This is a genomic window from Nitrospiraceae bacterium (assembly GCA_020632595.1).
GTDB lineage: Bacteria > Nitrospirota > Nitrospiria > Nitrospirales > UBA8639 > Nitrospira_E.
The window spans coordinates 46,783-73,128 of the sequence record JACKFF010000015.1; the positions used below are offsets into that span (position 1 = coordinate 46,783).

General features: G+C 51.7%; 24 protein-coding genes. 20 read left to right on the plus strand and 4 right to left on the minus strand.

Going from position 1 to position 26,346, the window contains the following annotated elements:
- Nucleotides 1-126: 126 nt before the first annotated feature.
- Complete coding sequence (locus H6750_18705; GenBank protein MCB9776337.1) at nt 127-1,464, minus strand: M20/M25/M40 family metallo-hydrolase; 1,338 nt, start codon at nt 1,462-1,464, stop codon at nt 127-129.
- A 379-nt stretch (nt 1,465-1,843) separates the two neighbouring features.
- Here H6750_18705 and H6750_18710 point away from each other — a divergent pair, with 379 nt between their 5' ends.
- The gene (locus H6750_18710) at nt 1,844-3,160 is read left to right on the plus strand and encodes a hypothetical protein (protein MCB9776338.1); all 1,317 of its coding nucleotides are present in this window, start codon (nt 1,844-1,846) and stop codon (nt 3,158-3,160) included.
- An 857-nt stretch (nt 3,161-4,017) separates the two neighbouring features.
- Nucleotides 4,018-4,218 carry a YgiT-type zinc finger protein gene (locus H6750_18715; protein MCB9776339.1) on the plus strand — a complete coding sequence of 67 codons (201 nt, stop codon included), beginning with the start codon at nt 4,018-4,020 and terminating at the stop codon, nt 4,216-4,218.
- A 254-nt stretch (nt 4,219-4,472) separates the two neighbouring features.
- Here the strand turns inward: H6750_18715 and H6750_18720 are convergent, their stop codons facing one another.
- Together H6750_18720 and H6750_18725 are read right to left on the minus strand one after the other, a co-directional pair.
- Nucleotides 4,473-4,946 carry a hypothetical protein gene (locus H6750_18720; protein MCB9776340.1) on the minus strand — a complete coding sequence of 158 codons (474 nt, stop codon included), beginning with the start codon at nt 4,944-4,946 and terminating at the stop codon, nt 4,473-4,475.
- A 210-nt stretch (nt 4,947-5,156) separates the two neighbouring features.
- Nucleotides 5,157-6,776, minus strand: a complete 1,620-nt coding sequence (locus H6750_18725) for a CRTAC1 family protein (GenBank protein ID MCB9776341.1) — start codon at nt 6,774-6,776, stop codon at nt 5,157-5,159.
- 354 nt (nt 6,777-7,130) lie between these two features.
- Here H6750_18725 and H6750_18730 point away from each other — a divergent pair, with 354 nt between their 5' ends.
- Complete coding sequence (locus tag H6750_18730; protein MCB9776342.1) at nt 7,131-8,045, plus strand: NAD(P)-dependent oxidoreductase; 915 nt, start codon at nt 7,131-7,133, stop codon at nt 8,043-8,045.
- A 307-nt stretch (nt 8,046-8,352) separates the two neighbouring features.
- Here H6750_18730 and H6750_18735 read toward each other — a convergent pair whose 3' ends face one another.
- A complete protein-coding gene (locus H6750_18735) occupies nt 8,353-8,796 on the minus strand; it encodes a hypothetical protein (GenBank protein MCB9776343.1) in 444 nt (147 codons plus the stop codon).
- 273 nt (nt 8,797-9,069) lie between these two features.
- Between H6750_18735 and H6750_18740 the strand changes: the two genes are divergently transcribed.
- From H6750_18740 to H6750_18820, 17 genes are all read left to right on the plus strand, one after another.
- Nucleotides 9,070-9,672, plus strand: a complete 603-nt coding sequence (locus H6750_18740; protein ID MCB9776344.1) for a Slp family lipoprotein — start codon at nt 9,070-9,072, stop codon at nt 9,670-9,672.
- Nucleotides 9,673-9,767: 95 nt separating this feature from the next.
- Nucleotides 9,768-10,067, plus strand: a complete 300-nt coding sequence (locus H6750_18745) for a hypothetical protein (protein MCB9776345.1) — start codon at nt 9,768-9,770, stop codon at nt 10,065-10,067.
- Between the two features lie 575 nt (nt 10,068-10,642).
- Nucleotides 10,643-11,407, plus strand: coding sequence for a chlorite dismutase family protein (locus tag H6750_18750; protein ID MCB9776346.1), 765 nt, complete (start codon nt 10,643-10,645; stop codon nt 11,405-11,407).
- Nucleotides 11,408-11,573: 166 nt separating this feature from the next.
- Nucleotides 11,574-11,861, plus strand: a complete 288-nt coding sequence (locus H6750_18755; GenBank protein MCB9776347.1) for a hypothetical protein — start codon at nt 11,574-11,576, stop codon at nt 11,859-11,861.
- 397 nt (nt 11,862-12,258) lie between these two features.
- Nucleotides 12,259-13,419, plus strand: coding sequence for a DUF1207 domain-containing protein (locus tag H6750_18760; GenBank protein ID MCB9776348.1), 1,161 nt, complete (start codon nt 12,259-12,261; stop codon nt 13,417-13,419).
- 326 nt (nt 13,420-13,745) lie between these two features.
- On the plus strand, nt 13,746-14,738 hold the full coding sequence (gene pdhA, locus H6750_18765) for a pyruvate dehydrogenase (acetyl-transferring) E1 component subunit alpha (GenBank protein ID MCB9776349.1): 993 nt from the start codon (nt 13,746-13,748) through the stop codon (nt 14,736-14,738).
- Between the two features lie 91 nt (nt 14,739-14,829).
- Nucleotides 14,830-15,798 carry a pyruvate dehydrogenase complex E1 component subunit beta gene (locus H6750_18770; protein MCB9776350.1) on the plus strand — a complete coding sequence of 323 codons (969 nt, stop codon included), beginning with the start codon at nt 14,830-14,832 and terminating at the stop codon, nt 15,796-15,798.
- A gap of 90 nt (nt 15,799-15,888) precedes the next feature.
- Nucleotides 15,889-17,193 (plus strand): 2-oxo acid dehydrogenase subunit E2, encoded by a 1,305-nt coding sequence (locus H6750_18775; GenBank protein MCB9776351.1) that lies wholly within the window; start codon nt 15,889-15,891, stop codon nt 17,191-17,193.
- Between the two features lie 243 nt (nt 17,194-17,436).
- A complete protein-coding gene (locus H6750_18780) occupies nt 17,437-18,093 on the plus strand; it encodes an ankyrin repeat domain-containing protein (GenBank protein ID MCB9776352.1) in 657 nt (218 codons plus the stop codon).
- Between the two features lie 160 nt (nt 18,094-18,253).
- Nucleotides 18,254-18,748, plus strand: coding sequence for a heme-binding protein (locus tag H6750_18785; GenBank protein MCB9776353.1), 495 nt, complete (start codon nt 18,254-18,256; stop codon nt 18,746-18,748).
- A 395-nt stretch (nt 18,749-19,143) separates the two neighbouring features.
- Nucleotides 19,144-19,590, plus strand: a complete 447-nt coding sequence (locus H6750_18790) for a VOC family protein (GenBank protein MCB9776354.1) — start codon at nt 19,144-19,146, stop codon at nt 19,588-19,590.
- Between the two features lie 424 nt (nt 19,591-20,014).
- On the plus strand, nt 20,015-21,037 hold the full coding sequence (locus tag H6750_18795) for a methyltransferase domain-containing protein (GenBank protein MCB9776355.1): 1,023 nt from the start codon (nt 20,015-20,017) through the stop codon (nt 21,035-21,037).
- A 276-nt stretch (nt 21,038-21,313) separates the two neighbouring features.
- Nucleotides 21,314-21,739, plus strand: coding sequence for a VOC family protein (locus H6750_18800; protein ID MCB9776356.1), 426 nt, complete (start codon nt 21,314-21,316; stop codon nt 21,737-21,739).
- Nucleotides 21,740-21,806: 67 nt separating this feature from the next.
- Nucleotides 21,807-23,858 (plus strand): sigma 54-interacting transcriptional regulator, encoded by a 2,052-nt coding sequence (locus H6750_18805; protein ID MCB9776357.1) that lies wholly within the window; start codon nt 21,807-21,809, stop codon nt 23,856-23,858.
- 29 nt (nt 23,859-23,887) lie between these two features.
- Entirely contained in the window at nt 23,888-24,328 is a 441-nt protein-coding gene (locus H6750_18810) for a VOC family protein (GenBank protein ID MCB9776358.1), read from the plus strand.
- 750 nt (nt 24,329-25,078) lie between these two features.
- Nucleotides 25,079-25,573, plus strand: coding sequence for a DoxX family protein (locus tag H6750_18815; protein ID MCB9776359.1), 495 nt, complete (start codon nt 25,079-25,081; stop codon nt 25,571-25,573).
- A gap of 63 nt (nt 25,574-25,636) precedes the next feature.
- Nucleotides 25,637-26,248, plus strand: a complete 612-nt coding sequence (locus H6750_18820; GenBank protein ID MCB9776360.1) for a hypothetical protein — start codon at nt 25,637-25,639, stop codon at nt 26,246-26,248.
- The last annotated feature ends 98 nt before the right edge of the window (nt 26,249-26,346 follow it).

Consider the following 26,346-nt stretch of genomic DNA (forward strand, 5'->3'; position numbering starts at 1 on the left):
CGAGAGGAATGCAGAATAACCTGGAGTCGGATTGCTGAACCCGATTCTGTATGGGGTTTTCTTAAACAGGGTTTCTTAGCGCTTGCAAGGATCAGAGGGCTGGGGTTCGGATCAGGAATCGAAGCGCTAGCGGGCTGCGACTTCAACCAGGGTGTCGTAATAAATACGGATTCCCGTTTCGAATTGGTCGACGGGGATTCGCTCAGCGTCACCATGAATTGAGGTGGCGAGTTCAGTACTGAGCACAAGGGGAAGGATGCCATAGCATTTGGCCCCGCGTAGACGAAACATCCTCGAATCGGTTCCATAAGGGATAATCATCGGCACGACGGTCGCGTCGGGATGGTGCCGTGTGATGGCGTTGGACAGCGAACGAAACATCGGGGTGTCATGCGGCGTCACGATGGACTGACTCGCGGGATGAATGACCTCAACGTCGATCTCATTGCCGAGCCTGGACTTCACCTCCGCCAGAAAGGCTTCGGCATCCATGCCCGGCAGCAACCGGGCGTCGAGGGTCGCGACGGCCAGCGAGGGAATCACATTCGCCTTGGGCGGATCGCCCACACCAGACCGAATCGAGGTGAGCGAGACCGTGGTTTGCCGGATGGCGTTTGTGAACTGGTTTGGTGTAAGCGGGCCGAGTTGGGACACGAGCGCATCCAATGCCGGATTGGAGACGGTTGGAAACGGCTGACTGAACAGCCGATCGAGCGCGCGCATTAATTTATCATTCGGATTCTGATCATGCGGTTGTGAGCCGTGTCCGGCGATGCCGTGGGCCGTCAGACGAAGCCAGAACGCCCGCTTCTCCGCCACGGAGATTCCGAAGACGAGCTTATCCTTCACGAAGATCTCGCGACTGCCAACTCCACCTTCGTCGAGGACATACTCGGGATCGAGTTCGTCGTAATGGTGGTCGAGCATATAGCGCGTCCCCATCGTCCCACCGATTTCTTCGTCGTTCACCGCCATAAAAATGATATCGCGGTCGAGAGAGACATTTTGCCGTGCCAGCGTCAGAAAGGCGTAGAGTTGCAGCACACCGGTGCCTTTCATATCGATCGCGCCCCGGCCCCAAATGTAGCCGTCTTTCATCTCGCCACCATAAGGATCGACGCCATCCCAGCGACTCGCGTCTGCGGGCACCACATCCATATGATGGAGCAGCAGAATAGGCTTGGCCTTGCCTGTGCCTTTGATCCGGGCAGAAAGATTGATCTTGCCCGGTGCAGCTTCATATCGCGTGATGGTGATCCCCTCTCTCTCGATGATGTCCTGAAGGAATCCGGCAGCCTCGGTGACATCACCCGGCGGGTTGGTGGTGTTGAAGCGAAGATAGTGCTGCAAGGTGTCCACGGCCTCGCCCCCGGTCGCCTTCCAGTCAACCTCCTGCCCCATTGCCGCCGTCGCAGGTACCAGCAGAAATAACAAGCAGAGAATTCTCAGACAAAAAGGTTTCATTGTGCTTGATCCGGGAATTTCACGTTCATGACTTGCATATCCAGACGGGTTCAATAGTGTATACCAATTGGGGCTGACCAAAGGATACTCCTTTTATTGATCGCCGAAAAACTTCAGCCATGGTTTCTCCCTTCGGCCATATTCAGGATAGGCGCTAAAAGGCTCCGTGTCTCTTCTTGTTATCCTGAGAGGAACGAAGGATCTGATTCCAGCCCAACCAGGCTATGGCTCAACCAGATGCTTCGCGTTGCTCAGCATGACAATTTCGTTAAGGAAGATCCAGATACGGTCAATTGACTAACTGGAGGTGATTTCCCAACAATAGGCGGGAAAATCGCGTTGGAATTCTTTTTCATTCTTTTTGATTAGGGAACTCGCTATGTTGCAAAAATTTCACAAGAACCGCCGACCACTCATCGTCAATCGTTCATCATATCTATTTTTCCAACACCGTTACTTCATGACGTTCAAGGGTTTTTTATGTGCTTTGATCCTGGGGATCAGCTTGTTGATTCAAACCCTATTATTACCTATCCCGGCTTTTTCTCAATCGAAAGAGGATTACCCTGAGGGTGATCAAGAATATTTTAAAGCCCTCCTGGAACTTGAAAAGGACGAGGATTATAAGAAATTCCTGATGGACAGTGTTTCGTACGCGGGTGATAAGAAAGTGGAGTATATCGATTATAAAGGGGTGAGGCCTACTGTCGATGGGGAGGGAGCCGAACCCGCTGATACTGGGACGGATGCTGCTCATTTCACAAAGCAAACATATACAGCCATGCGTAATATGGATTGGTTCAGGAAAAACAATTATCAAAATTTCATCCGGAATGTGGGTCAGAATATTTACCCGTTGATCATCGCCAGTGACTATGAGCCGGGAAAAGAGGGGGTCGGCAGCACGTATTACTTGTATCGAAGAGACCGTCCCGTCGAATCGGTCACGCCGACCTCCGTCACGTATGAGATGGAAAAAATTCTTGCGCACATCCCGATGGGAGTCTTTTTTTTAATCTCCCCCTACTTTGACAATGTGGCCAATCGACCCGAGGGGTGGGAAGAGCCGCTAATTGAATATAAAAAACATGTGGAAACCATAAAAGACCTTTTAGGGAAAAGTGATATCGGTCAAGCCACATCGACCAGAGCCATGACAATGTTGGATATGGTGAATCATTATCTACGGGACTGTATCGAAAATAATTCCGGTGATGAACAGTCTTATCGTGCGTTTTCTCATCAAATAATCCCTTACGTTGCCCAAGCCATGAAATCCGCCGTGGAACTGCAGGTACAAGCGGGATTGAGCGCCATGAGCCAATGGAAAAAAGAGTTAGGTCCCCAGGAATGGGACAAACTCCATGTCTTAATTCCTGTTGTGTGGCCCGTGGCCGTCGGTAATCCACGACGGCAGATATTTGAACATCTCATGACACCTGTACGGGCGAAAACCAACATCTTCGAGGTGCATACCGGATCGCACGATGAGGCCCGGACTACGTTAGGCAGAATAAAAGGGGATTCGGTGATGGCCGGCCTCACCTTTGACAAGAACACCCGCTTCGGCATGGGCAGTTACTTACGTTTGTCATCACCGACGGATCTCGTGCAGGGGGCCACTAAAGAAGAATTAAAGAAGTACCCTAAAACCCAAGAACATGTTCTCCCTATGAAAACACCCCACAGCGATTAGGAGAAGGGGGTTCGTTTAAATCACGATTCGGGTTCAGGGATTCGGGGTCAGATCCTGGGGCAAGGCTTGCAATACGATATTTTCATTTTGGAAAAGGCACCACAACCGGGCATGTACTTTTGGAGGTGAAGAATGAAAGCAGCCGCCAGGGGTATACTCCCCGGCGGCTGGTACTCTTTAATTGGCTGAGAGATATTTTACCCGGTAATCCAATGCCAGAATTCGACGTACCAGGGGGGGGCGCCGTCTTCTACAATCGTCTGGACTACAAACGGCATGTGATGCCCTTCCGAGTTGCCGACGTCCATGCGCCTGGCCTTTAAAATAAATGAAATTGGGTGTCCCCAGCTTCAGTCATCCCAGGCTTCTGACTCCACAGTTTTTTAATCGGTTCGATTTATTGTGTTTAGAGGTTCGGCCTAGATACGTTTGTTGACTTGTAGTCGATGGATACCTAGGATGTTATAGATGAAATTGTGGAAAGGGGGAGCGTTCCCGATTTATGGATATTGAGGAGATCCGTAATCGTATCCGAAACGGGAGACATGTTATTTCTTTTACCCATACTGAAAAACTTCGCCGTAGGAGAATTTCACTCAATACTATTTAGCAGGCCATCAGCCAGGGCGAGATCATTGAGGACTATACTCAAGATCCGAGGGGGCCTTCCTGTTTGATAAGGGGGTTACACAAGAGGGCCGACCGATTCATGTGGTGTGTGGAAATCTTGAAGAGGATGACCTTCTGATCATTACCGCGTATGAGCCGGATTCCACTGATTGGGAATTAGATTGGAAAACCAGGAAGTGAGGGCGCAAGTTATGCCGAAATCTTGTTACTTCTGTAAAGGAAAAGTCATGGAACAACACACAAACGTCGACTTTTGGTGGGATGAGGATTTAAAGATCATAGAGGACGTGCCGGCTGGGATCTGCCAGCAATGTGGTGAAAAGTATTTCGAACCCTTCGTGTATAAAGAGATGGAACGACTCGCGGAAGGATCAGGCCAAGCTATTCGAAAGCTTTCGGTGGAAGTGATGCGATACACGACTGTCTAAAGCAGTCTTAAAACAATATTTTTTCCTACAGCGAACCTTTCCCTCTCTTACATCCCTTCCGACTTTCCCAAATTTCCAGGAATTTTCTATAACCAGCCACGGCGCCCTCATGTCGGACCGGGTTTGAGGTCTTGAATATTTTCATTTTATAAGGACGCTCAATTGGTCATATACTTTTGAATGGAAATATTAAACCCGGCCGCCAAGGACTTCCTCCCCGGCGGCTGGTACTCTTTAATTGGCTGAGAGATATTTTACCCGGTAATCCAATGCCAGAATTCGACGTACCAGGGGGTGCCGCCGTCTTCCACAATCGTCTGGACCACAAACGGCATGTGATGCCCTTCCGAGTCGCCGACGTCCATGCGCCTGGCCTGGCCCTGATTATCGACCAGGATGAAATTATCCTTGGTAATCGTGGGCGCGACCATCGCATAGGTTTCTCCCGTCGGCGTGACGAGGGCTTTGGGGGCCAGGTGCTCTTCCTTTTCCAGGTTCAGCAGGTTGCCGACTTTCTTTTGTAATTCTTCCGAAGACATCACGGTGCCACCCAGTTCGGCCTGCAATGGATCGGGGTTGCCGGTTGTCGCCAGGGTGACCAAGGCCTCTGACGCTTTTCCCATGACGGCCGCTGGTAATTCGTTCGCGAAGGCGGGGGCTGCGACTGGCAGTGTCAACGCTGTTATGATGGCGAGTGTCGATTGGTTAAATGTTTGTGTGACGTTCATGATTGTGTTCCTCCTTTAATTGTGGGTTGTTTATTTTGGCTCTTCAGTGTGGGGGTAGATTTGCCAATGTCTCTACCTCCCCTAGCCCCCCCTTACACAGGAGGGGGAACTCGTTTAATATTTTTGTGTCGTTAAATTCTCTACACCCCGACTTTTCCCTCCCTGAAAAAAGTTCCTGTCCTAACAAGAAGGGGATTTGTTTTTGTCTTTTCATGGTTGTACCCCATCAAGCCTTGCTTCCGTGTGCTCCTGAATCCTGAGTGTGTGGTTGACCGGGGGATGTTCCATGATGGAGACGGTTCCATCAGGTCGCCGAATGAAGACGTTCTTCACGTCCTTTTCCGATCCCAGGCCGAAGAACAGGGTCGGGGATTGATCCGACAGCAATCCCACGCTCGTGACGAATTGTTTCGTGTAGGATTTGCCGCTTGTGGTTTCTATGGTCACCAGAGTCCCTAGCGAGTGCACGCTATCGGGAAGGGCTATGCCGATGCTGTTTGCTGTGGATCGGTTCAGAAAGGCCCGCCCCGGACCGTTCATATTGAGCCAGATGACGTCGGGTTTCGTGTCTCCATTCAAATCCGCAATCACCGGCGCTTGTCCGAAGTACGGGTTGGTGAGTCCCAGGTCGTCCACATGGACGAAGGTGTTGGTAGGGGATGACGAAACCTGGAGGAACGATTTCCCCGGCAGTTTCCAAACTTTGTGCACCGGCCACTTGATGTAATTCTGGGCCGCCAAAATATCGAGGCGTCCGTCCAGATTGATGTCTTCGAAGACCGTTCCCCAGGCAAATCCATAATCCCGTAACCCATAGGCTCCCGTGACATCGGTGAAGACAAAGTTCCCGTCATTGCGTAACAGGAGCCATTGGGATTCCAATCGCTGACCGTCTTTGAGGTCTCCCCTGAGAAAGTAGTGCGATATGGAGGTGCCGACGTTGGTAAAGAACAAGTCCTGATCACCATCCTTATCCACGTCTCCCACGGCCAGTCCCATCCAGAATCCGTATCCTGAGTTGGTGGCGATGGGCGTGAAGGTCGCGTTCCGCTCGTTTTGAAAGATTTCGACTTCGCCTGTGTTCTGCGCCACCACCAGGTCCTGCCAGCCGTCTCCGTCCAAATCGACGAAGACCGACAGAAACGTATTTTGTTTCGAGGCGGTGCCGGACGACTGTGTGATATCCGTAAATGTGAGGTCGCCGTTGTTGAGCAGCATGACGTTATGTTTGGCATGGGTCGGGTCATTGAAGGTGGCGCTCCGAAAGGCCTTCTTGCTGACAAACACGCTGACGTAGAGATCCCCATGCCCGTCATGATTAATGTCGGAGACCGCGATTGTGAGCGGGACGGCGTCGGGTTCGAGATGGAGCGGAATCTTGCGTTGGGTGAACGTCCCCTGATCGTTAAGGTAGAGAGAGATCCCGTCGTCCCTGGCGATGAGCAGGTCGGTATCCCCGTCATGATCCATGTCAATCGACGTGGCCCCGTAAGTGGCGATGGTACTGGACAACCCCGATCCCTGGATGCTGTTCACGAGTCGGCCATCCCGGTAGGTGAGCAAGGCGTCCTCCTGCCCGCCGCCGCCGCCCACAAAGATCTCCATTGTGCCATCCTGGTCCACGTCGATGACGGCGGCTCCGGAAAATGGATGAGTGAGCTGATCCCACTGATGGACGAATTCCACCGGGATTTCTTCAAATGGCTGAACGGGAATGGGGTCGGCAGCGTGCGTCAATTTTTCATGTGTCGGGATGCAGGAGGCCGACGTGAGCACGAGTGATGCAACCAGCAATCCCGTTCTCCATAATGCGTTGTGTTTGTGTTTCATGACGGGTACTCCTTGGAAAACGGCCTTAGCTTGCTTCATGCCAGGCATTGAATTTTCTTCCCCCCAGTCCATTCAAGAGGAATTTTCGTTACAACCTCCAGCGGGTGTCGCCAGCAACCATGGACCGATTTCAGGAGCGAAAGGGGAAAGGGACGGAATGCATAATGGCGCTATCCAAGGATGGATGTTGTCTACCCGCAAGAGGGTGTTCTTGAATGTTTGGTTGTGCAGGTTCGAAGCCTTCGGTACAGTGAATCTCTAGGCATGTTTCCCAGGAAAAAATGGGAATAGTCCGCGGAAGGGAAGAAATGGCTTATCTGCAGCGGGATCTCGTTGTGTAATTTTTAGGAAAAGATGGAGGTGGACGTGAAGACCCCAACTGAAAAAATCGGATTTGTGGGGGTGGGGCGGATGGGGGCCAATATGGCCCGCCGGCTTCACGATGTGGGTTATCCGGTAACGGCGGTTTTCGATGTGGCCAGCGAAAGGGCGAACAGTCTGGCCAAAGAATTAGGCTGTGAGGCCGTGTCCACTCCGGGTGAGGTGGCTGCATTATCGAATACGATTTTTACCGTGGTGACGGATGACGTGGCGATGCAGGACATTTTTTCAGAGGGGCATCCGAAGAGTCTTTTGAAGAATGCCGAAGGTCGATTGTTTGTGAATTGTGCGACGCTTTCTCCTCACATTCACGTGGAACTCGAACAGCGCGTGGAAGCACGAGGGGGGCATGCTCTGGAGGCATGTATGGCCAGCAGCATTCCTCAGGCGCGTGAAGGCACGTTATACCTCATGTGTGGCGGAAAGCCTGAAGTCTTCGAGCGGGCCAAACCGGTTTTAACCACCTTGAGTGCTCAGTTACGTCTTATTGGTCCGGCCGGGCAGGCCGCAAAGGTGAAAGCCCTGGTCAATATGGTGATGAATATCAATACCGCCGGTTTGGCGGAGGGCTTAGGCCTTGGAGACGCGCTTGGGCTGGATCTGACGATGTTGCGGGAAGTGTTCAGTCAAACCGGAGCGGCATCACGGGTCCTGGAAACCGATGGAGCCGATATGCAACAGCGTGACCACGAATGCTATTTTTCAGTAGCCCACGCCGCCAAAGATTCCGGCATTGCCTATGCTCTAGCGGAATCCGCCGGACTCACCCTGCCTCTGGCCAAATCGACCTTGGAACAATATCAACGATTGGTGAAGCTGGGAAAAGGGGAATTGGATAAATCCGGCATTGCCGAGCTGACCTTTAAAGACCGCTGTTCGCGGGAATAGGGTCACATTTTTTCTCTTCTTCCCTCGGATCACTGAGGCCATGGTCATCCTCACCTATTCGGCAACTCGCAACGCTCAGGACCAGGTCCACCGAAGGATTTTGGGGAGCCGTCGCATCGTCCGCCCGGCCAGAGATTCTTCGCCGCAGGATTAGAATGGCAAGGTACGTTGGAACTACCCCTGAGTAGAACGAAGGATCCCGCCGGGCTGTTGCATCGTCCACCTGGGCACAGATCCTTCGCCGTGATCTCATGATGACAGGTCGGATGAAGTGAATTGCAGCTACATATTTGACACCTGGAGATGGTTAGCCCAGGAGCGTTTTGCCGAATTCCTGTGCTTGGTGAACCAATTCATCAACGGTTTTTAACGCTTTTCCTACATTTTTCCCTACCGTTTTTCCGGCTTGCTTCGCTGCGCTGCGCACGGTGCTTTTAGCCTTTCGAGTTTTCTTCTGAATGGTTTTTTTCGCTGAAGACACTTTCTGCGCCCCTTCCTTTTTCAATTGGCTCACGGTTTTCTTCGCACGTGAGGAGGCCCCGGCGGTTCGCTTTGTGGCCGTTTTCTTGGCTTTGGAGATGGTGCTCTTTGCTTGTTTGGTTGCGGTCTTGGCTTTTTTGACTCCGGTTTTGGCCGCTGCCTTGGCTTTCTTAGCGACGGTCGCTGATTTTTTCTTTGCTGCTGACTTAACCTGAGAGGCTTTCTTGGATGCTTTTCTCGCCGTGCTCTTTACCGCTTTTTTAACAGCCATCGAATGCTCCTTTTCTGTAGGTAGAGGTCATTAATTGGATCGTGATAAGTGAAATGTAACCTGGAACAATGGAAATCACAAGTCAAAGACGCATCTGGTCATGGGTTTATCGCGCTTCGCGGATGGAAGGCATGCGTCGGTTGAATTCTCGTTGGCTTTTAAACGAATGGATTCGAACGTGCATCAATCGGGCAAATAAGGAATTCTTTCCTTCTCTCTTCAAAGGCACGGGAGAGGGCGTATAATGGAATAGAGGGTGAAAGAGGGATTTCCATGAAAGTCGGGATGTGGAGTATTCAGCTCGGAATACTTTTGTTTGTGGTGAGTGGGTGCGCGACATTTTCCTCCTCCCCGTTTTCCACAAACCAGGAAGCGCAGGTGACGGCCGGCGCCTCGTTTGTTCAAATGGTTCAAGATCCCTCCGCACATATCGGACACATTCTCAAAGTGGGTGGAGTCGTGCTGTCTGCGAAACGTTTTGTGGACCGGACCGAAGTGATGGTGCTTCAGATCCCTTTAGACAGCGATTCGGTTCCCAAATGGGATCGGACCAAGTCCCAAGGCCGTTTCATTGCCACGCAGCAGCCCTTTCTTGATCCGGCCACGCTTCCCCCGGGCACTCGCCTCACCATCATAGGAGAAGTCACCGGGCAGGCCTCCGTGCCGGTGGATGAAGAAGAAAAAGTCTATCCTGTTCTTGCCATTCAGGCCTTGAAAGTGTGGCCGATGATTCCACGAAACACATATGGGTATCGTCCCTATTGGGGGACGTATCCTTACTGGGGTGGGTATTGGGGGTGGTATTGGCCGTATTCGGCTTCGGCTTTCGGATATTATGGTCGTGGACATGGGGGCGGAAAACGGTTCCGGCGATAGAGCGCTTTCGTATCCCTGCTGATTGACTTCAGTTTGGGGAAACGTGCAGAGTATTTTCTCACCCTCATTCACGCTCTTCCTTAAGGAGGTTTTTTATGAAGAAGGTACTATGCTCAGTACTTTTTGTGTTGTGTGTGGTGGGTTTAGCCGGAGTATCCTTCGCCGGGATGATGGATACCCTAAAAGGGAAGGCCGACGAAACAACAAAGACTTCAACTGACGCTCATAAGGGCGTGGACATGACGGGTGCAGCAAAAGAGCAGGCGATTGAAGCCCAGAGTGCCACCAAAAAAGAGGCCGGTGGCATGATGGATCAACTCAAGGAAGGGGCCAAGGGAGAAGTGAATAAAACGAAGGAAACCGCCAACGACATGATTGACAATATTGGTAAATAAGCTTCCCTGCTAAGTTCTGTGTTTGGGGATATCTCAAGCAGAAAATTGTAGCGATATTCGACTGTTGCGCGGCCTGCCGAAAGTGTACGTCTTTCGGCAGGCCGTTTTTTTTCTCGTGTAACAAATAGAAGAGATGAGAGACCACTATCCATGTTTAGGCGTTTGATGGGGGTTTCCCCCCACCCCCTAAATGGTCTTTTCGCCGGCAGGGCCGTAGGCATTCAGTCAGAAAGGGAATGTTCGTGAGAGTCCCGACGGTTCTGGAAGTCGTGCTTTTGAAAGGCCGATGGCCGCTGTATCGCCACGGAGCGGACCCACCGCAGAAGCTACCGTACCGGCATGCTGTTTGTGGTAGCCCCTGCCTTTCTCTGCTGTGGCCTTTCTCCTCATCTCAATATTTCTTCAAAGGTTGTTTTTTCCCGCGTGCCCGTTCCAAAGTTGACCCGCGTATGTGGTGATTTCCGCTCAACAATTCCTACGGGAAGGTGAGGGAAATCAATCCGGTCATTTGTAACCCGAAAATTTCCCATTTGGATGTTTGGAGAGAAGACTCAGGTCGGAAGGAGAGAAAACTTATGCCTGTATTACTATCCTGGTTGTGTTTCGCGGTCGTGCAGTTTGGGTTGTCTGGTGTAAGCTGGGCCGCCGATGCCCCTGTGTTTGGGACGTTTGCCCTTTTTGAGGTGGATAAAGATTGGGGCAGTTTGCCGCAGGAAGAAAGGCAGAAAGGCGGGGAGGAGGCCAAAGCTGTGCTGGAAGGATTCAAAAGTCAGGTGACCGTGGATGGATATTGGACCTATGGATTGACGACAGAATCCCATTTTTTGCTTCGTCTGCATTCCGCCGAACTCAAAGCCAACCAGCAATTACTCACCCACCTTCGGGGTACCGGCCTCGGCCGGCATCTGGATTTGGAGTATACGATCAGCGGGGTGACCAAGGGTCTGAATTATGCTCCGGATTTTCCTGATTTGCTGCAACAACTGAAAGGGGCGAAATACGAAGGGGATCCGTCTACTTATGCGATTATGATCCCCATCCGGAAAAATGCCGAATGGTGGAACCTGTCCAAAGCGGATCGGGTGGCGCTGATGAAAGAACACACCATTCCCACGGTTGCCTATTTAAAAACGGTGAAACGGAAATTGTACCATTCCACGGGGATTTCGGATGTGGACTTTCTCACCATCTTTGAAACCAACAATCTGGTGGATTTTAATGACCTGGTTATTGCGTTGCGGATGGTTCGTGAGGATACCTTCAATGTTCAGCTCGGAGAGCCGACGATCATCGGCACATTAAAAAACTGGAATGATATTGTCGACCTTCTTGTGAAATAGCCGGATCAGGGCCTGGTGATGGGCCTATCATCCTTGTTTCAACCAACCTTGGCATCAGAGGTGAAAGGATTTGAAAATGCCAAACATTCGGAGCAGCGTAACTGGTTTTCCCACGGTTTCACATCTTCACCATTCAACCTGTGTGTCTGTTCAAGGAGGGAGTTCTATGAAACGCATCATTCTGATGTGCGCAGGTGTCGTGTTGCTGTTTGGGATCGGTTCGATTTCGTTTGCGGCCGGGATGGGAGACGAAATGACAGGCAAGACCGGAACGATGAAAGAAGAGGGCATGAAAAAGGCTGATGACGCCATGGGGGACATGAAGGGAAAGGGCGAAGAGATGTCATCGGACGCCAAAGGCAAGGAGATGTCCGGTAACATAAAAGCCCAGGGGAAAGAGAAAACGGGTAAAATGAAAAAGAAACCCATGAAAGAGGAAGAGATGAAAAAGTAATCCTCATTCCCTTTACCCATCCCTAAGAAGGCCGGCTGTGGACGCACTCTGCAGCCGGCCTTCTTATTTGGACACAAAGAGGACCAAAATTGTCACTTTGTTGAATAAAAGATCAGCAGCTTCCACGTGGGACTCGGTGGAATGTTTCATCTGACAATGTCCAAATTTTGCTGTTCACCATGATGTTTTGTCTGTCAAAAGAAACGCATTCATCGTGCTACTTTTGACCGGGACTTCTTCATGAGACGCCATTCAATGCCCCTTTGACCTGACCACTCAAAATAAGAAAGTGGCCTGTGGTATCAGCCATGAAAAGTTCCCGGTGTTCCCTGATTGCCGAGTATTGTCTCGCCGGGTTCTCATCCGTCTTATCTTTCGGTAAGGAGCACAAATTCACATGATTCAACCGGTTGCTTCTCCCGCCCTCAACTCTATGGTTCCCTCAATGATCCATCACGTATGGCGGAAATGGACAAAGGTGATCGTGTTGCTGTTCTGTTGTCTTTTTGGATGGTTGGCCACCGCCATCGCGGTCGAAGATTCCTACATAGCCGGCTATGCTGCCGCTGTGCTTCAACATGAGTTCAATGCAACCAATGCCTCCTTGATCGTCAAAGACGGTATTGTGACTGTCTATGCCGTTTCGCTCGGGACGCTGGACCGTACAAAGGTCCAGACCGCGCTGGAAAGCATTCCAGGTGTTAAGCGAGTGGAGGTCATAGAGGGCGATCCCGATTCCGTGACTCCCAAAACTCCTCCATCGGATGCGATCACGCAGGAAATTCCCAAGCCCGGGTCCAAATTTCTTCCCAATGGTCTTCTCTTCGATCCGCTTCACGCCGATCCACGTTGGCCCCATTTCTCCGTGGCCTACCGTCATATTTCAGAAGGTTCCGAACCCTCAAAAACCGGCTCGGCAAATTTTGGAGAAACGTTCGCGATCTATCGGGATGCTGCGCCATTTGACGGACAATGGGAGATTGCATTCCAGGGCGGAGTCTTCAGCGTGTTTGATTTGGACGCGTCGTCCAAAGACCTCGTCAACGCCGATTACACTGCCGGGCTTCTTGCCAGCTACCGGACCGGTTCCCTTTCGGGCTTCATTCGCGTCCATCACCAAAGTTCACATCTTGGTGATGAATTCATTCTCAATAATCAGCCGAAGCGAATCAATTTGTCCTATGAAGAAATTGATGTGAAGTTGTCCTACGAAGTGGTTGACTGGTTCCGGGTGTATGGCGGCGGCGGGATTCTGGTGGATCGGGATCCCAATTCCTTAGGGCGCGGCACGAGCCAATTCGGGGCCGAATTCACCAGTCCCTGGACGTTGTTGAGCGGAAAGATTCGCCCGGTGGCCTATGGAGATTTTCAGGTCAACGAGAGAAGCAATTGGATCATCAACCGTTCGCTGATGGCAGGGCTGCAATTCGAAAATGCCCGCATCGGCGATCGGAAAATTCAACTCTTAATGGAGTATTATAAGGGGGCTTCACCCAACGGCCAATTTTATTCTCAGCGAACCGAGTGGATCGGAATCGGCCTTCATCTGTATTACTGACCCTAATTTCCACGAGGCATGGAAGTCATCGGAGAAGAAAAGTCCCTGTTGGCCTGATGAGGGAATTTCCCTCACGCCCGGTAACATGTGAGATTGGGTTCCTGGATTTTTTCTACACTTTCCAATTGAGGTCAACAAGTCAAGGAGTCCACGGCCGGTCATTTTTGGGCGGGACAGGCAAACGGGAAGGGGAGGGAAAAAATAATGTCGGGAACGACGTGAAAAATTGTATCGGCATGCGATCTCTTGCTACAGTTCTTCTAACGAGCCGGAAAGAGCGCTGCAGGGAATCACGATACGAAACGTTGATCAAGCACGATAAGTAAATGGCAAAGAATTCATTGCAACACCATTCGAACCAAAACGATTTTCTCGCACTGTACCGGGACATGCTCCTCATCCGACGCTTTGAGGAAAAATCGGCGGAGATGTATGCCTTAGCGAAAATCGCGGGTTTCCTCCATTTATACATCGGTCAGGAAGCGGTCGCCGTGGGATGTATGCATGCGATTCGCCCGGATGATTATGTGATCACCTCCTATCGCGATCACGGACATTGCTTGGCCAGGGGGTCGGATCCCAAAAAAGTGATGGCTGAATTGTTCGGAAAAGCCACCGGCTTGTGCAAAGGCAAAGGTGGCTCAATGCATCTCATCGACGTGGAACGCAATTTCATGGGCGGCTATGCCATTGTCGGAGGGCATTTACCGCTTGCGGTCGGATTGGCGTTTGCCTCACGGTATCGCAAGGAAGACCGGGTGGTTCTCTGCTTTTTTGGTGATGGAGCGGTTCCCAGCGGGCATACGCATGAAGCCTTCAATCTGGCTGCGTTATGGAAGTTACCTGTCATCTTTATTTGCGAAAACAACCGGTACGGGATGGGTACGCCGGTTGAACGCGAGATGCTGCTGTATAAAGACATCGCCGAGCGGGCCAGAGCGCATGGTATTGAAGCGGAACAAGTGGACGGGATGGATGTGCTGGCGGTGAAGGAGGTGACTGCGCGAGTGGTGAAGAAGTTGCGAAAGGACCCGCAACCATACTTTATTGAGGCGTCAACCTATCGATTTATGGGCCATTCCATGTCCGATCCCGCGCACGGTCATTATCGAACGAAGGAAGAAGTTGGAGAAGCCCGCAAGCAGGATCCCTTGGTTTTTCTCAAGACCCGGATTCTTCAGGATGGCCTGGCGACGGAGGCCGACTTTAAGCAGATGGAAAAAGACGTGATTAAGACGGTGACTGAGTCTGTGAAGTTTGCCGATGAAAGCCCGTTCCCTGAGCCCGGCGCGCTCCATGAGGATGTCTTGGTCGAGTAAAAAATGTGCTCTTACAAGACGGAAAGAGTAGGTTGGTACCGCCTTTATCAATACAACACGATGATCAACCATTCTTAGATGATGCCGAACCATGTTGATTTCTTATAGAGAAGCCTTGAATCAGGCGATGCGTGAGGAAATGCAACGGGATCCTCGCGTCTTTTTAATCGGGGAAGAGGTCGGGTATTACCAGGGCGCCTTTAAAGTGAGCAAAGGCTTTGTGGAGGAATTCGGCGTTGAGCGGGTCTTAGATACGCCGATTACCGAAGCCGGATTCACCGGGTTGGCCATTGGCGCAGCGATGGCCGGATTGCGTCCCATTGTTGAATTGATGACCTTTAATTTCGGCATTCTTGCCCTTGACCAAATCGTGAATAATGCGGCGAAAATTCGCTATATGTCCGGAGGGCAGTTATCAGCGCCCATGGTGATCCGCGGGCCGGGGAGTGCGGCCCATCAACTGGCCGCCCAGCATTCGCAGAGTCTTGAAGCCTGGTTCTGCCATGTCCCCGGATTGAAAGTGATTGCACCGGCAACGCCCTCTGATGCGAAAGGATTATTGAAGAGCGCCATTCGCGATGAAAACCCGGTTATTTTTATTGAAGCGCAACTTCTCTACGGCACGAAAGGCGAAGTGGCTGAGCAGGATTTCACCCTACCGATCGGCAAGGCCGCTGTGACGCGAACAGGAAGCGACGTGACCATTGTGGCCTATTCAAAGATGGCCTTACTGGCGCTTGAGGCTGCGGAAGCGTTATCAACGGAAGGCATCAATGCCGAAGTCATCGACCTGCGGACATTGAAACCCCTGGATACCGATACGCTCCTGGAATCTGTCAAGAAAACAGGGCGTGTCGTCATTGTGGAAGAGGGGTGGGAGTTTTGCGGGTTGGGCGCTCAAATTGCTGAGACCATCTATTCAAAAGGATTTGATTTATTAGATGGGCCTATTGTCCGGGTCGCTGGTGAAGAAGTTCCCATGCCCTATGCACGGCCGCTTGAAGATCTGGCCATTCCGGATCAGGCTCGGGTCATATCGGCGGTCAAAGAGATCCTGTGACATGCCACCTATTTTTGTCATGACTGTTTCTCAAACATTCTTCGCCACAGAGTCTTGCAAAGGATTTTTCTGCCATAACAGGAGAGACCTATGATTACGCGCGTCGTCATGCCCAAGCTCACGGACACAATGGAGGAAGGGGTGGTAGTGGCTTGGAAAAAGCATGAGGGGGATGCTGTCGAGTCGGGAGACATTCTGGCGGAAATTGAAACGGACAAAGCCGTCCTTGATCTGGAATCCTTTGGGTCCGGCGTGCTGAAAAAAGTGTTGGTGCCCGAAGGGGAAACCGTGAAAGCCGGGAAGCTCATTGCCGTGATCGGCGAGCAGGACGATGACATTGAAGCCACGCTGACTGAGACTTCTGAGGACCAGGCTGCAGCACGTGAACCTCAAAAGGATTCTCCTCCTCCTTCACGAAAGGAAAAGCCCTCTTCTCCCTCCCCGGCACCATCCATCCCGGCCAAGGAAGAAAAGTCCGGCAGTGCGAAGACAGAAGCCCAGGCAACAAAGGCAGAGACACGACCGGAGGCAAAGATCAAAGTGTCACCCCGAGCCAAGGCGCTGGCGAAAGAACAGGGAATTGATTTGTCCACAATCAAAGGAAGCGGCCCTGAAGGCCGGATCGTTGAAGCCGATATTCAGGGACAGATGGATACTGCCAAGGTTTCTGAGGGGCAAAACAAGGACATTCCTCTGAGCCAAATGCGCAAGGCGATTGCTCGGGTGACCACGTCAAGCAAGGCCCCTGTCCCGCATTTTTATCTCACCACCGAAGTGGCCATGGATCAGGCCGAGCGGCTTCGGAAGCAGATGGAGGAAGCGAATACCTCCCCCTTGAGTTTAACGGTCCTGTTCGTTCGTGCGGCCGCCCTGGCTTTGGCCCGTCATCCTGAAATCAATGTGTCCTTCTTGGGGGAAACCATACGGCGGCATGCCACGATTGATATCGGGATCGCGGTGGCCTTGGAGGAGGGACTCATTACTCCTGTGATACGGGATTGCGCCGGAAAAAATATTCTGCAAGTTGCTGAAGAGATCCGTGATCTGTTTGTCCGGGCCAAAGGCCAACAGCTCACTCCGGAAGAATATGCCGGGGCCACGTTCTCTATTTCGAATCTTGGGATGTATGAAGTGGATAATTTTATTGCGGTCTTGATGCCCCCACAAGCGGCTTCTTTGGCCATAGGCGCGGTGAATGTTGTCCCAGTGGCACGAGGGCGGGCCATAAAGTTGTCCCGCCGAATGAAAGTCACGCTGTCCTGCGATCATCGAGCACTTGATGGTGCCCAAGGGGCACGGTTTCTTCAGTCATTTAAACGAGCGCTGGAAAAGCCGTTGGAACTTTTTCTGCCGGTGAAAACGCCATCAACACATCATAAGCAAGCCGGCCAATAATTCGTTGTGTGCGGGTATTCGGAGGTTTTAACGAAGAAGCCATTGACTGCCGCACGTCCATAAGCCGGGAGTTCTGTGCTGCTGAAATTCCTCCATTCACTCTCTCTATCTTTTTCCTGCCCGACTCAGGCCTTGTCTTACCTCGTCCTCGATGCTGACTTGAGGGTCAGTGAAACCGGACACACCATAGAAAGACCCGATTAATCGCACATGGCATGGATGAAAACAACAGGACTCCTTGGGATGATTGTTTTTCTAGTAGTGGTGGGCGGACCGGATTTTGCCATGCCTGAAGAGTCAAGCCGAAAGCTGGATGAGGCGTTGCTTCACGCCGCGGAACGAAATGATGCAGCCATGATCCGGCAATTGTTGAAACAAGGAGCAAGCATTCAGGCTCAAGATGGAAGGGGGCAAACGGCGTTACTCTTGGCCGTTGATCGGAATCATGTTGAAAGCGCCAAGTTGTTGATTGAGGCGGGAGCGGATGTGAATGCGCAGGATCGTCAACTGGACAGTCCCTTGCTCTTGGCCGGAGCGAGAGGATACCTCGAAATTCTACAGCTGATCTTAGCGGCCCATCCCGATTTTACAATTTATAACCGGTTCGGAGGGACGGCCTTGATTCCGGCATGTGAACGAGGGCATGTGGAAACGGTGAGGGCCCTATTGCAGACCGATGTGGATATCAATCATGTGAATCGATTGGGTTGGACCGCGTTGTTGGAGGCCATTATTCTGAGTGACGGGGGTCCCAGACATCAGGAGATTGTAGGAATGCTTATGAAGGGGGGAGCCGATATCAATCTGCCGGATGGGGATGGCATCACCCCGCTGCAACATGCTCGCAACAAGGGATTTACACCTATCGTTCAGATGCTGGAATCTGCAGGAGCCCGATAATAAGACCGCAAGATGGAGGCGAGATTGACAACCGTCGCGCCCAGCCGGACAATCCCCAGCACGTCAGCACACGGATCATCTCACGTTATCAAAGGAGGGTTTCATGATCGGAAAATGTCTTATGAATGGCATTGTTGGACATGCGAAATTGGCATCCGGAATGGCCATGATATGCCTGGGAGGGCTGTTCGCAACGGGCGTGTCGGGGGCTGAGCTGCCGCGTGAGGCGGTGCTGCCACTCTCATTGGCCACGAAGGCCGCAACTGTGGCGGTCGAACAATGCACAAAAGATGGATATCGAGTGAGTGCGGCAGTCGTCGATCGGGCCGGAGTGGTGAGAGCGTTATTACGGGAGGATGGTGCCGGTCCCCATACGGTGGATAGCAGCCGCAAAAAGGCCTATACCTCGGCCAGTGTGAAAAGACCCACGGCTGAATTGGGCGAGTTGATTGCCAAGATGCCGGCGGTTCAGGCGTTGCGGGATATGAACGAGAATATCCTTATGCTTGGTGGCGGGCTTCCCATTGAATTCGGTGGAGAGGTGGTCGGTGGTATCGGGGTTGGTGGAGCGCCAGGTGGACATTTGGATGCCGCATGTGCGCAGGCAGGGTTGGAGAGTATCGGTGCCGCGTCCAAAGTCCAAACAGATAAATAAGAAGAGGTTTCCGTCTGTTTATATGAACGCAGATTCTCCGCCTTGGAGAATCTGCGTGGCCTATTATCAGCCGAGACGTACATGTTGTAATGTTCTTCCCGTCTTTTATTGTGCCGGGCCTATCCCAATCCGTTTCGAACATTCCCTCAACCTGGCGGAATATCGTCATTGAGTCGATATTTCGGCAATGATTTTTTCATTCCTTTCTCAACCCATAACTCCTCTCGAAGCAATTTGGCTTATTAAATCTTGGTTTGCATTCGAGTGGCGTCTGTCAAGAAATTGGAACAATCATTGCGTGAGTAAAGTAAATAAGGAGAAGGGAAAACGCTTGAAAGGCATGTGAAGCATGGAAGACTCGTTGAGGTCTTCTAAAGAAGAAGGAGTAATTTCTTATGAAAGCCCAATATTTAGGACATGTGGTGTTTTACGTCAAAAATCTCGAACAGTCTTTGATATTCTATCGTGATGTGGTGGGGTTTCAGGAAGTCGGAAAAATTTTCGGAGGGAAAGCGGCGGCCCTCACATCCGGCCGGACTCATCATGAACTGCTGTTAATTGAAGTCGGCGATGTTCCAGGACCGCCCTCAGGAAGAAGGCGTGGCCTTTATCATATTGGTATTAAGGTTGGAGAGAGTCTTGATGACCTTCGTGCGGCCAAGCAGGATCTTGATCGGGCCGGTATCACCATTGGAGGTATGAGTGACCATACCGTAAGTCAAAGTCTCTATCTTCATGATCCCGATGGGAACGAGGTAGAACTCTATGTGGATGCGCCGGAGGTAGATTGGAAGCACGATCCGACATTGGTGCTGGCACCGATCAAACCCCTGACGTTGTAATCTTCCCGGTTGTGGTTCGTCGTCGTACGGATGGGCGCACACTGCCCTGAGATACAGGGCTGTTCGAGGGACCGTGGCAATTCCCACGCATTTATTATAGGAGAGCTCTTAAGAAAATCGTGTGGATTGTTTGAGCAACAGGAATTCCCGAGATCCCCCCTCCTTTGTAAGGCTTTGTTACGAAGAGGAACAAAGACAAGGGGAGGTAGAAAGGCTAGATGTTAATTTGTCGCAAGGGCTGTTGGTCCACTGATATGGGCACATGGCTGAATTTCTACCCCACCTAGCCTCCCATTACAAAGGGGAGGAATGTGTAGACACGTAAACGCCTGTAAACATGATCTCAAGCGTTGTCAGATATGTTGAATAACACTAAACCAGGAAGACCCTTATAAGAAGATAGTTTCAAAGATAGGAGCATAGCATGGCAACAACCAAACCTACTGAAGGACCTTCACCGGCATTGTTTTTTCAAACCGTCAATGGACATATGCGAACGGCAGCTCTGAAATCCGCCATTGAACTGGAACTGTTTTCGGCCATCGCGGAAGGCCATCGCACCCCAAAGGCCTTAGCTACACGATGTGGAGGTGCTGAACGAGGGCTGAGAATGTTGGGAGATTATCTGACCGTGGGAGGTTTTCTGACCAAACAGGGGGAAGAATATCAGCTGACTCCTGATTCGGAGTTATTTTTAACGAAGACGTCGGCTGCGTATTTAGGGCCGACGCTGAACTTTATGTTGTCATCTCCTCTGGTGGAAGGATTTAAACAGCTCACTGGTGCCGTTCGAAAAGGGGGAACCGTGGTCGGGGAGAAAGGAACTTTGGCACCGGAACATCCGGATTGGGTGACGTTTGCGCGCTCTATGGTTCCGTTAATGAAAGGTCCGGCTGAATGGATTGCCAAGTGGGTGAAGCAGGAAGCCCCGGGTACCCGGAAGGTGTTGGATGTGGCAGCCGGTCATGGGGTGTTCGGCATCGAAATCGCCCGCACAATCTTGGAGGCGGACATTACGGCTCAGGACTGGCCGAATGTGTTGACGGTAGCCAGAGAGAATGCGCAGGCAGCCGGGATCACCAAACGATTTCATGAATTGCCGGGGAGTGCCTTTGAGGTGGAATTCGAAAAAGACTATGATGTGATCCTTCTCACGAATTTTCTGCATCACTTCGATGTCCCCACCTGTGACGCCTTTTTGAGGAAGGTGTATAGCTCACTCAAGCCGGGAGGGTCTGTGATCACGCTGGAATTTATTCCCAATGAAGATCGCATTTCTCCGGCGCCGATGGCGGAGTTCTGCTTGATTATGTTGGCTACTACGCCGGCCGGGGATGCCTATGTCTTCAGTGAATATGATCGCATGTTCCGTCATGCCGGATTTGGTGAGAGCATCATGGAGGATATCCCTGCATCCAATGAACGGGTTATCATCACCAAAAAATAGGGGGTCTTCCGACATTTGCATGGGGAAAAAGTAAGGGGTGAACGTTAGAGAGTCCCCCTCCTTTGTAAGGAGGAGCAAAGGGGAGGTAGCCTCTGCGGGGCCTTCAATGATTGCCCGGGGATGTTTTACTGATAGGCATCGGAATCTACCTCACCTACCCTCTCCTTACAAAGGAGAGGAAATCAAAGGTGCCTCATGTCGAACGAAGAGCACGAGCATGGAAGTGACGTACGGAAAAGCCTGATGAACCTCTAATAGGAAAAAGGAGAAACCGTTATGCCGGTACAAGTCTATGGAGTCAATCACGTAGTGATCGAAGTTGACGATGCGCAAAAAGCCGTCGAGTTTTATGCGGATGTCTTCAATCTTGAGATGCTGCGGGGTGGGGAGGGCAACGCCTGGTGCAAAATGGGAGAGCATCAGTTTTTGGCCATTTTTGAAGTGAAAACCCTTCAACCGGATCGCACCAAACATTTCGGCATCATGGTCCGGGACGACGCTCAGGTAAAAGAAGTACGGGAAAAAATCACCAAGAAATATGGACTGGAGGTCCATCCGGATTTTCGATGTGATTTCCGGGATCCCTGGGGTAATCGGATCCAGGTCGGGGATCTGCATGATGAATCCTTAATCTGGCTTCTTCCGTACAGGGAGGTTCAGGATATTGGAATCACATTTGCCTCACCGACGAGTGCCTCCTGATCGCAGGAGGCAACCGGGGGCCGGGTGACTTTTTTTTGATAGATGGAATCGGCGATACTGGTGTCCTATGAATGAACGGACTCAGTCGGTTCCCGGGGATCTTGATCCGCGTTCCCACGCTCTGCTGGAGGTCTCAGAATCGATTGCGGCCCATCGGGACCTGACCACCCTGTTACAGGACCTGGCTCAACGACTTCCCCGCATCGTCCCCCTCAATTTCATCGGCCTGGCTCTCCATCGGTCCGAGCGGAACACCATCCAGGATTACCTCATTCAGGCCAATATTCCTGCGGATATTCAGGGCGGGAAAGAGTGGGCTTTGGATGCCCATCCCAGTGGCTGGGTGTGGCAAACCCAGCAGCCGTTGATTATTTCCGACCTGACTCAGGACTCCCGCTTTCCCACAGTGCTCCCGTTAATGCTCGAAGACGGGGTGCAGTCGATCTGTACGGTTCCGTTGACGACCGCATTACGCCGTCTGGGAGCAATCGACTTCGCGAGCGTGGAAAAAGGCACCTACCAGGATTCGGAATTGACGTTTCTGCTTCAGGTCGCCAGGCAGGTGGCGGTGGCCGTGGACAATGTCCTGCATCAGGAGGAATTGTGCCGCGAGCGGGATCGCTTGCAAGTCCTGTTGGACGTCAACAACGCAGTGGTATCCAAACTGGAATTGGGGGATTTGTTTGCCACTATGGTCACGTCCTTGCGACGGGTGATTCCTCATGAAGCCACCAGCTTATATTTCTATAATCCCGATGCGAAGAACTTTCGTCGACAGGTGCTGAATTTTCCTTCAGGAAAAGGCTTGTTGGGGGGAAGCCATTCCATTGCCCTTGATGATACGCCGGCCGGAGAAGCGTTCCGATCACGAAAAACGGTGTGTTGGCATGAAGCCGATCTGCAACCATTTCATTCCGATACCGCCCGGCAGTTGATCGCAGAGGGCGTGAAATCCGGGTGCTGTGTGCCCCTCATGCTGCCCGATCGGGTCCTGGGAACATTGAATGTCGGCAGCACCCGTCCCTCGGCCTTTTCCACGGCGGACGCCGACCTGCTCACGCAAGTCGCCGGACAAGTGGCGATTGCGCTTGATAATGCCCTTGCCTATCGGGAAATTACCGAATTAAAAGAAAAGCTGGAAAAGGAGAATGTCTATCTCCGGGATGAAATTCGGACAGAAACCAACTTCGAGGAAATTGTCGGCGAGAGCCCCGGCTTAAAGCGTGTCCTCCAACAATTGGGAATTGTCGCCCCGACCGACTCGACGGTGCTGATTCTGGGTGAGACGGGCACAGGCAAGGAACTCATCGCCCGCGCGCTCCACCAACTCAGCACGCGAAAAGACCAGGCCTTTGTCAAAATTAACTGCGCGGCCATTCCCACGGGTCTGTTGGAAAGTGAACTATTCGGCCACGAAAAAGGGGCCTTTACGGGGGCGATTTCTCAAAAGGTCGGGCGCTTTGAGCTTGCTCATCGCGGCACCATTTTCCTGGACGAAATCGGGGAAGTGCCGTTGGAATTGCAATCCAAGTTGCTCCGGGTGCTCCAGGAACAGGAGTTTGAACGGCTGGGCGGGACGCGCACGATCCGGGTGGATGTTCGTCTGGCGGCGGCCACCAACCGCGATTTAATGCAGATGGTGGATGCCGGGGAATTCCGTAGTGACTTGTATTACCGGTTGAATGTCTTTCCGATCACGATACCACCTCTTCGCGACCGGCAAGAGGATATCCCGATTCTCGTTCGGTATTTTGCTCAGCGGTATGCCACCAGGATGAAAAAGCCCATCGAAACCATTCCGACCAGGACGATGGAACGTCTGGCAGGCTATCCCTGGCCGGGAAATATCCGTGAACTGGAAAACCTGATTGAGCGTGCTGTGATTCTTTCGCAGGGTTCCGAACTGGCTGTGCCGTTATTGGACCTCAAAGCAAACCTTCAGCGGTCGACTCAGCCCATAACAACATTAGAAGGAGCCGAACGGGATCACATCCTCCGTGCTCTGCAGGATACCAAATGGGTGATCGGCGGCGCTTCAGGCACGGCGGCACGGCTGGGGATGAAACGCACCACGTTGATTTCAAAAATGAAAAAGCTTGGAATTTCGCGCCCGACGTAATGGTGTGCGGGCAACTGAGGAATAGGTCTATGCAAGGATTTCTGGATCACATTGTGCTGAATATCGAAGATGATGAAACTATCATCGATTTCTACACCAACATTTTGATGTTACCGGCGGAGCGACTCGAAGACTATGTCGCCGGGAACGCGCCGTTTCCTTCTGTGCGCATCAATCAACATACCGTCATCGACTTATTTCCCAGGAAGTTGTGGGAGCAGAATATTCCGGCGGGGCAAGGATTCCGCAACCTGAATCACTTGTGTCTTTCCCTCACCAAAAAGGATTGGGAAGACTTACAAGGCCGACTTCGTGATCAGAAGATTGCCATCAGCGAAGGGCCTGTCCAACGGTGGGGAGCGCGGGGATCGGGAACCTCAATCTATTTCACCGACCCTGAAGGAAATGTGATCGAGGCCCGATTTTATGAAGGAAATGATCAGCCAAAGAAATGCCTGCTTGGGACATAACGACCTCGTTGAACATCCAACCCGGCGAATCGCTCTATCGCTGACAAAACTGGACTTCATTGCCCCTGTTTTCTTTATCGTCATCCCTGCCCCTCATCAGCTAGGAGCCACCTGAACAAGCGGAGTGTTGAATAATTAAGATTTTCAAGGACCAATTTGCGCAGGATTAGATGACTCATCAAAGGCTCCGGGTCGGTTCAAAAAAGCATGCCCTGAGTCTTCCCGAAGGGTCCGTCCAGCAAGGCCGCAACCGTTTTTACACGCGGAGCGTATGCTGAGTACGTGAGCACAGAAAAATGGCGACCTGCCTGCGCGAAGCCGCTCCGGCGAAGGCAGGGAACGCCGCTGGCGGCTTTTTTCAACAGACCCACAAGGCCGCCACGCTGGATTCTCGATACACACTCTAGGGCCTAACCAATCCTCTCCTTATCTCTCATCCCCGCAATTCGTCAGCGGGGGGCCATCGAGAGTTCTATGCACATCCCTTCCGTATTACCATCCCCCTCGTCTTCATGACGTCCTTTCGACACGAGTCGATATATCGTCATTGTTGATTCGACACCCGCGTGCTGAGCCTTCCGATCATTCCTTGAAATGGTCATTGATTCAATGAGTTATGACATTATTGGTTCCTCCGGCAAGCTGGAACGGCTCTTGCCATATGTAAGGAGTAAGAGTTCAACAAAGCTTTCGTTGGAACAAACCATGACAAACCACACACATTTATTCATTCACAAAGGAGAGGAAGCCATGAAAACATTTTTTCAAACAGAAGAGCGGTGGGCGCCGGTGATTTTACGAGTGATGTTGGCGCTGGTCATTTTTCCTCATGGGGCGCAAAAGTTGCTGGGATGGTATGGCGGAAACGGGTTTGAGGGCACCATGGGATTCTTTACCCAGCAGATGGGTCTGCCCTGGGTGATTGCCTTTCTGGTCATTATCGGAGAATCGGTGGGCGCGCTTGCCCTGGCCGCCGGATTCATGACGCGGTTCACCGCAGCCAGTTTGGGCATCATCATGTTGGGGGCGATCGCCACGGTGCACTGGTCGAACGGGTTTTTCATGAACTGGTTTGGCCAACAGGCCGGCGAAGGATTCGAGTATCACCTGCTCGTCATTGGTATGGGGCTTTCATTAATGGTGACGGGCGGCGGGAAGTGGTCGGTTGATCAGGTGATTGGCAAATGGCTTTCACCGCAGGAATCAACCCACGCTGATGGGACTCGCCGGACCGCGGCAGCCTAAGCGTCGCAGGGTTAATCAAAATATTAGGAATTGAAATGCATCATTATGAAAAGGAGTCAAGAAATGAATATGCGCCAAATCCGTCAGGATAGTACCAGGGTTATTTCAACAACCATAAAGGAGGAAGTGATGAACCGTACCATGAATATCCACATGATAATGTTATCAGCGGTAATGGGCATGGTTTTTCTTTTGTCCGGTATCGGGCATGCGGACTCCCAGGGCGTCAGCCATGGACATAAGCAGGTCACCGGAGTCGTAACAACGGAGAAAGGTGGGATTCTCACGGTTAAAACGCCCACCGGGAACTATACTCTGACCGAGAATGCATCGCATCGGCATGGCCACGCGGTCCCCAAGGTGGGAGACGAAGTGACCCTGGTGCTGGATGAGAACAACGCCGTCATCGAGGCCCATCCCAAGGGCGAGGAAGGCATCCATCACTTCTATACGGGGAAGTTGGTGTATATGGGAAAAATGAACAAGGAAATCAAACTGGAAACTTCCGAGGGTGAGAAAGTGTTTCCGCTTGGTCGGCTGGAGATCAAAACCAAGCCCATCGAAGAAGGTGCCATGGTGACGGTTGAAGTGAATGAAGGCGGAACCGTTATTGATCTGCATCGTGCTTCGCATGACGAAAAAAGCATCAATGCCAAAGGGAAAACGCACGAGTAACGAGGCGGATGTGAATAATGATGTGGCTCGATCTCGTACCCGATGGTGGGAGATCGGGCTCATCTTCAGAGACCGATGAAAGTGGAACAATAAAAAAG